Source organism: Cupriavidus sp. 05T313 (assembly GCF_056396665.1).
The window spans coordinates 44,985-51,587 of record NZ_JBFTLX010000050.1 but is presented as its reverse complement, the minus strand read 5'-3'; the positions used below and the strand labels follow the sequence as shown (position 1 = coordinate 51,587).

General features: G+C 57.1%; 6 protein-coding genes. 2 read left to right on the top strand and 4 right to left on the bottom strand.

Annotated features, from left to right (window positions below):
* Nucleotides 1–86 precede the first annotated feature (86 nt).
* Genes AC1DKD_RS14310 through AC1DKD_RS14300 form a run of 3 tightly spaced genes read right to left on the bottom strand, consistent with a single transcriptional unit; the run spans nt 87 to nt 2,542 of the window.
* Nucleotides 87–494 (bottom strand): MaoC family dehydratase, encoded by a 408-nt coding sequence (locus AC1DKD_RS14310; RefSeq protein WP_441633753.1) that lies wholly within the window; start codon nt 492–494, stop codon nt 87–89.
* A gap of 4 nt (nt 495–498) precedes the next feature.
* Nucleotides 499–957 carry an FAS1-like dehydratase domain-containing protein gene (locus tag AC1DKD_RS14305; RefSeq protein WP_441633751.1) on the bottom strand — a complete coding sequence of 153 codons (459 nt, stop codon included), beginning with the start codon at nt 955–957 and terminating at the stop codon, nt 499–501.
* Between the two features lie 43 nt (nt 958–1,000).
* Entirely contained in the window at nt 1,001–2,542 is a 1,542-nt protein-coding gene (locus AC1DKD_RS14300) for an acyl-CoA synthetase (RefSeq protein ID WP_441633749.1), read from the bottom strand.
* A gap of 1,313 nt (nt 2,543–3,855) precedes the next feature.
* On the opposite strand from AC1DKD_RS14300, the gene AC1DKD_RS14295 reads away from it, so the two are divergent.
* Nucleotides 3,856–4,026 carry a hypothetical protein gene (locus AC1DKD_RS14295; RefSeq protein ID WP_441633747.1) on the top strand — a complete coding sequence of 57 codons (171 nt, stop codon included), beginning with the start codon at nt 3,856–3,858 and terminating at the stop codon, nt 4,024–4,026.
* Nucleotides 4,027–4,181: 155 nt separating this feature from the next.
* On the opposite strand, the gene AC1DKD_RS14290 is transcribed toward AC1DKD_RS14295, so the two are convergent.
* The gene (locus AC1DKD_RS14290) at nt 4,182–5,120 is read right to left on the bottom strand and encodes an AraC family transcriptional regulator (protein WP_441633746.1); all 939 of its coding nucleotides are present in this window, start codon (nt 5,118–5,120) and stop codon (nt 4,182–4,184) included.
* Between the two features lie 348 nt (nt 5,121–5,468).
* Between AC1DKD_RS14290 and AC1DKD_RS14285 the strand changes: the two genes are divergently transcribed.
* A complete protein-coding gene (locus AC1DKD_RS14285) occupies nt 5,469–6,590 on the top strand; it encodes an efflux RND transporter periplasmic adaptor subunit (RefSeq protein WP_441633744.1) in 1,122 nt (373 codons plus the stop codon).
* Nucleotides 6,591–6,603 lie beyond the last annotated feature (13 nt).

Here is a 6,603-nt window from a genome sequence, read left to right as displayed (position 1 = left end):
GGTGATCGTGATTCGCAATGTATGAGGATGCGGTCGGTCAAACTTCAGCTTGGTGTAGCGAGCGTAGCGGTCCACGGTGTGTTTCCTTAGTTGTTAAATGATTTCGCGTATGAGAGGCGAAATTCCGCCCTAGCGATGCCGACCACCTGATCTTTCTGCGATGTCGCTGTGATTGTCACCATCACGGTTTCGCCGGATTGCAGAACTGACTCCGTCAGCTCACCTTGCAGCTTAATACGGTCACCTGGCCATACCGGCGCTGTGAAGCGTAGCGCCCAGCCCAGGATATTTTCAGGACCACCGCACCAGTCCTCGAGATACTGGCCGATCCATCCGATCAAGAGATGTCCCGGTACGACCACGTCCGCAAAGCCGGCAATCTTTGCGAATTCATGATCGAGATGCAACGGATTGCCGTCATTGGTCGCAACACACACCCAAGCGATATCGACGCGACTAACGGCTGGACAGAGTTCCTCAATTGGATCTCTCATGGATTCACTCCTTGAACTCGATCGTTGTGTCGCGAACCACAATGGCGGCCTCGCAATCGTCAGTCGAATACGTAGTCTCGATCACGAAAATGCGTTTCGGACGCGTTCCCTGCTTCTCACTAAACTCGACAAGTACACTCTGCCCGTGAAGTTCATCACCTGCACAAATGACAAGTCGCTGCTCCCATGACCACTCCCCTGCGACCGCTCTTTTTTCATTAATGCCAAATGTCTCGAACTTTGCGGAACGCGGTTGTAGTGAGAATGGGTTGATAAAACCAGGGGGCACAACAACGTTTCGGTATCCCGCTGCGATCGCGGCCTCACGATCGAAATAAATAGGGTTGCGGATATGAATGGCCTGTGCGTACTCGACGACCTTGGTATATTCGACGACTCCCCTAAAAGGGGGCGCAGCTACACCGACAAGGTGACTTTGGATATCCCTTTGTGCCTGATTCACTTGAACCTCCTGGAAGTTTTTACGTGTGTTGGTCGACGTCGATCTATACCTTTCGAATTGCGTCTCTCCAGAACGGCGCTCGAAGCTCGTCCTTGACGACCTTGCCGAATGCTGAAAGCGGAAGTGACGGCTTGAATTCGATGCTACGTGGGCTCTTGTATCCACCGATCAGATCTTTGCAATGATGTCGGATCTCCTCCACGGTAAATTCGCGGGCGCCAGGCTTCAGCACCACCACAGCGTGAACCGACTCACCCCACTCGTGGCTGGGAATACCTATGACTGAACAGGCGGCAACTGCCGGGTGCTTCGCAATGGCGTTCTCGACTTCCGCCGCGTAAACGTTCTCCCCCCCCGTGACGATCATGTCTTTGAAGCGATCAGCAATGAACACGAAGCCGTCGTCGTCCATGTAGCCGGCGTCACCTGTCCATAGCCAGCCATTACGGATGGCCGTCTCCGTCTCCACTGGCTTGTTCCAATATCCCTTCATTACGTTGGGTCCGCGCGCGACTATTTCACCGATCGAGCCGCGCGGTACTTCTCTTCCGTTCGCGTCGGCGATCATGATTTCGTTTTCCTGAGCGGCGCGCCCGGTTGATCGAAGCTTTCTCATCTCGGGTGCATGCCATGCTGCGGAAAGCAATGCAACAACGGGAATCTCGGTCAGGCCGTAGAGCTGAACCAAGCCGCTGGGTTGAAACACTTCGAGCGCTCGACGCTGGGTTGTCTCTGCGATTGGCGACCCGCCGTACCAGATCCGCCTGAGACCTGAGAAGTTCGTTTTTTGAACAACCGGAGAATCGAGCAGAACGTGGAGCATTGAGGGGACCAGTAGTACATCCGTGACTTTTCTCTCCTCGATCGCACGCGCCACCTGCGCTGGTTCGAATCCGGATAAGACGATGTGGCGGCCACCATTAAATAGCTGAGCTATTACGTACATTAGCGGCGCGACATGGAACAACGGCGCGGTATGAAGAGAAACGGAACCGAAGCCATACTCTTCGCAAAGAAACGTCATGGCCGGAACACCGATGTTGGTGTGACTGAGCATCACTCCTTTTGGAAATCCGGTTGTGCCTCCGGTGTAGAAGATGCCGGCTATATCGTCTCCGTGGCGGTAGCTATCCTCAATCGGCTCACCATCTTCAATGAGATCTTCGTAGGAAAGCGTGCCATTAGGCTTCTCTTCTTCATCAAGGTAAATAATGTGCTCAAGCGTAGTGCTACCCTCGCGCAATTCATCGATCTTCGACTTGTGCGCGCTGTCTACAAACATCACCTCGGACTGCGAGTCGTCTAGCGAATAGAGAATCTCTGGTGTGGCCCAACGCGTATTTATCGGATTCACGACCGCGCCGGCCCACCATACCGCCAAGTAGTACTCTATATATCGGTCAGAGTTCAGTGCGAGGATAGCAACACGATCGCCCGTTTTTACGCCGATAGTACGCAGCGCACCGGCCAGCCTGGCCACGCGGTCAGCCAATTGTCGAAATGTATGGGTGCGTCCTTCGTAGAACGTGGCTACGCTGCTCGGCTCGTGCCGGACAGCACGATGCAGGCCTAATGTCAGATGCATTTTTCAGATTACTCGTTGAAGTTTCGCAAAATTGCACTGCACCGATTGCTGGCGCCGGGCGCTACCAATCGGCTGCAGTGACGGAATCGCCATCTCCGCCGCCCCCTCGGGATCAATGCCTAGTAGCCGGAAATGCAGCTGGCAATTTCAAAGGTGGCGACTAACTGTTTGGAATCACGTGTCCAGCGCTCGTACGCACTGAAAGTGCACTTCCGCTCGCATGTACGTTCCACATAGAGCTCTCTGATCACTAAGCATTACGTTTGTCTCCGTCGCCTTCCATGGAGGCCTAATTTTTTGGTCATAGTTCACATACGTGAACTCACATCCTGTATGTGAACAAAGTATAGGTGTGCAATTCACGCTCAGTCAAGGAGGAGATTCTCAGAAGAAGCCGACTTGCCGCGGAACCGTTCCGGACAGGCATGCTGGTGATGCGACGATCCAGGGATGCAGGAGCGTGCCGTACGGCTCAGTTCCGGCCGATGGCGCAACGCTGGCGATCTCATAGCATTGGATGCAGAGTTCTCGGTATGACGGGCAGGGGGTTGCGGGGCAGCACCGCGATGTCCAGAGCCTATCGGCAACCCCTCCGCTCATGGATCCAATACTTATCAGGCTGGTGAAGCACCTCCGGCAGAAGTCAGTTCGGAGTCAGCATGTGCGTTGATATGAGACCCTCGCACGACCCTGAACATGCGATGCGTGGCGCAGGCACTGTTCGCCGAGCGGCGACTTAACGACTTCGTGCCCAATCCCATCCACTACGCATGTAGCCGTACCATGGCCAATCAAGCGCTGGCGAAGATGAACTGGCCGTTCGCGGGAATGTACGATGCGGATCTTGGAGGCGCGCGCGAGAGTATCGCGCCGGAGAAGTTGTGGCGGGGCCATGCCTGCAGGTGCTCTCTAACAGCCCTCTTCCGCTGGTTCGTCGGTCTGGCCATGGCCGACGAGGCCTGCGGGCCCCACGGTGTTCACCTACAACCGCAAACGACCGATCCGTGCTTGCTATTGCGCAAGAGAAGAGCTGGCCGACTGGCGAACACGTCAGCGTCGACGGTACGCTGATTTAAGCTTGGACGGACCTCAAGAGCTTTGTCCGCAAGGATGGCGAGGACAACAACAACCACGGTGGCGAATGCAAAGGCGGCAAGCGGAGTAGCGAGCCCAGGAGTCCAGGAGTCCAGGAGTCCAGGAGTCCAGGACGGACAATGATGCTCTGCTGTTCTGTATCGGCAAAACTTTCAGTGAATTGCGTTACATGGGCACCCCCTGAGCGGTATAACCGTTCACAGCCTGGTGCCAGGGCCATGGTGACAGTCGCCGACGGCCGTGCAGAACGCGAGGCCACCAAGGTCATGGTCGACGATGCTCTCCAGGCGGCGAAGGATTCAGACACAGCGATCACGCCAGGTGCAGACAAGAGCTATGATGCAGCGGAGTTCGCTGACGCTTCCCTGGAGATGAACGTCACTGGATAGCGTCAAGCAGGATGTCCGGTTTACCGACAAACATCTTGGCCGCCGGACAAAATGATTGTCGCCTCCCACGTCACGCCGCACGTGCATGCCGCGTGCCCATCCTCCCTGCGGTTAGCATGACGTAACCGACCATGGCACGCCGTTAGCCAAAAGTGTCAGGCAGCGGGCTGCGCCACAGCCTGCGCGGTGGAGCTTCGTTGATATTGCCTTGGAGAGCACGACATCACTCGCTTGAACGCGGTGCTGAATGCGCTTTCGGAATCGTAGCCGAGCGAATATGCGATGGATGATATGTGTTCGTCAGTATGACGCAGCCGATCGCCGGCGACTAGCATTCGCCATCGCGTCAGGTACTCCATCGGTGCCACGCCAACCACTTGCTTGAAGCGATAGGCAAAGGCCGATCGCGACATTCCTGCCACGCGGGCAAAGTCTTCGACGCTCCAGCGATTTGCTGGCGCGGCATGCATGGCACCGACCACCCTACTCAGATTACGGTCCGACAGCGCGGCGAGCCATCCACTGCCACTCTGACTCGTCGCCTTCAGATGAACACGCAATATCTCAACAAACATGAGGTGCGCAAGATGTTCTGCCATTCGGGATCTGCCAGGCTGCCGGTCGCGAAGTTCTTCCGTGAATCGCTCCAATGCCCATCGCAGCACCATTGCCTGGGACGAACCTTCGTTGATGTGTGCCAAGGGGGGTAACGTGCCGATCAGCAAAGCGGCCGGTTCACCGGCAAATGCGAATCGTCCACCGAAAATCACGACATCGTCGCCACCACAGTGCCAGACTAGCTCGTCAGCCGCAATCCTCTGAACAATCGCCCGAGAGTCGATCGGCTGTATGGTCGGGTCGCTGGCCAGCGTGAAAGACTTCCCCCGCGTCAGAAGAAAACAATCACCTTCCCGCAACTGCAACGGCTCCGGTTCACCGTCGACCAGAAGCCAACAGCTACCCCGCCCGACTGCACTGAACTTGATCCCCTCCTGCGCGGGAAACTCGATCGCCCACGCCCCACCCGCGCTCAGCGTAGCCGAAAGATAGCTTTGGATGCGCAGTAAAGATAGGACATCGGAAAGTGGATCCATGATTACTTTTATGGACGATTAACAAAGTTTCCCGGACTCTATCACGTAGATTGCCCATTCGTTCCTCTATATCATTCTTCCCGGGGCAAGACGGGTCTTTGTAGAAACCTCGACGCAAGGCTCAGGCGAGTCCATGAAATACGCGCGACAACACGCTCAACGCAAAGAACTGGCCATCGTCACCTCTTCCTTTCAGCCAGAGGCATACCGCTTTAGCTCTCGGTAAGCAGTGCAGAGATGTAGCCGGGCCAATCCGTGTGAGGGTACGCGTGGATGAGAACCGGCGTCACGGCACGTTGGCGCGTCCGAAAGTCTGCACCCGGCCTTTGACCAAGACAAACCGACATCATGAACAAAACACTCAAGATTGGGCTGGGCTGCTCCGCCCTGTTGGCTCTCGCCGCGATTGGCGCTGGGGTACTTCACGTCCGCGCGCAAGCGGCAAGCAAGACGAGCGCAGCAGGAGTCCCGGCCACGAAAGTGGCAGTGGCCGTGGCCGAGCAATCCGACCTCCCCGGCTTCCTGACAGGCATCGGTTCGCTCGAAGCCACCCGGCAAGTGCTTGTAACGGCGGAGACAAGTGGTCTCATTTCGCGAATCCTGTTCTACCCAGGCGGCAGGGTGCGGACGGGACAGGTGTTGGTGCAACTGAATGACGCGCCAGAACAAGGCGATCTCGCACGCCTGAAGGCCCAAGCCAGTAATGCCCGGGCCATGCTCGAACGCACGCGCCGCCTATTGCCGCAGCAGGCCGCCACGCAGGAGCAACTTGATCAAGCACAGTCAGCCTACGACCAGACAGAAGGCGAGATCCGGCGCACTCAGGCCCTGATAGAGCAAAAGCGCATCAAGGCGCCCTTCGACGGTGTACTGGGTGTACGGCGCGTGAACCTGGGGCAATTCGTCCATACTGGTGACGGGATGGTGTCCCTCACGGACTCACACACCCTGTACGCCAATGTCACGCTGCCGGAGCGGGCATTGCGCGAGGTAAGGCCCGACCAGGTCATGACTGTCGCGGTGGATGCGCATCCGAACCGCCGTTTCACCGGCAAGGTCAGCACCATTGAGCCGCAGATCGATAGCGGCACCCGGACGCTCCTAGTGCAAGCCACGCTGGAAAACACGGACGGTGCTCTCACGCCCGGCATGTACGTCAATGCTCGCGTGGCGCTGCCGCCACGACCAGCTGTGGTCACCGTTCCCGAGACTGCGGTCAGCTACAGCGCCTATGGCGAGTTCGTCTATGTCTTGCAAGACATGAACCCGAAGGCCCTCAGCGTCCGCCAGTCGTATGTGAAAACCGGAGAGCACATAGAAGGAAAGGTGGTCGTCACCGAAGGTATCCACGCCGGCGAGCGCGTAGTGACGTCGGGCCAGTTGCGATTGCACAACGGCGCCGCAGTGCAAGTTGTTGGCCACGACACCGTGGCCGTGGTACCGAACGGCAGCGACGTCGCGCGCCAATAGTCACGACAAGAAA

What these genes read in the sequence shown, in the direction of transcription:
- AC1DKD_RS14310 (WP_441633753.1), bottom strand. Translation starts at nt 494, where the DNA reads ATGAGAGATCCAATTGAGGAACTCTGTCCAGCCGTTAGTCGCGTCGAT.
- AC1DKD_RS14290 (WP_441633746.1), bottom strand. Translation starts at nt 5,120, where the DNA reads ATGGATCCACTTTCCGATGTCCTATCTTTACTGCGCATCCAAAGCTAT.
- AC1DKD_RS14295 (WP_441633747.1), top strand. Translation starts at nt 3,856, where the DNA reads ATGGTGACAGTCGCCGACGGCCGTGCAGAACGCGAGGCCACCAAGGTC.
- AC1DKD_RS14285 (WP_441633744.1), top strand. Translation starts at nt 5,469, where the DNA reads ATGAACAAAACACTCAAGATTGGGCTGGGCTGCTCCGCCCTGTTGGCT.
- AC1DKD_RS14300 (WP_441633749.1), bottom strand. Translation starts at nt 2,542, where the DNA reads ATGCATCTGACATTAGGCCTGCATCGTGCTGTCCGGCACGAGCCGAGC.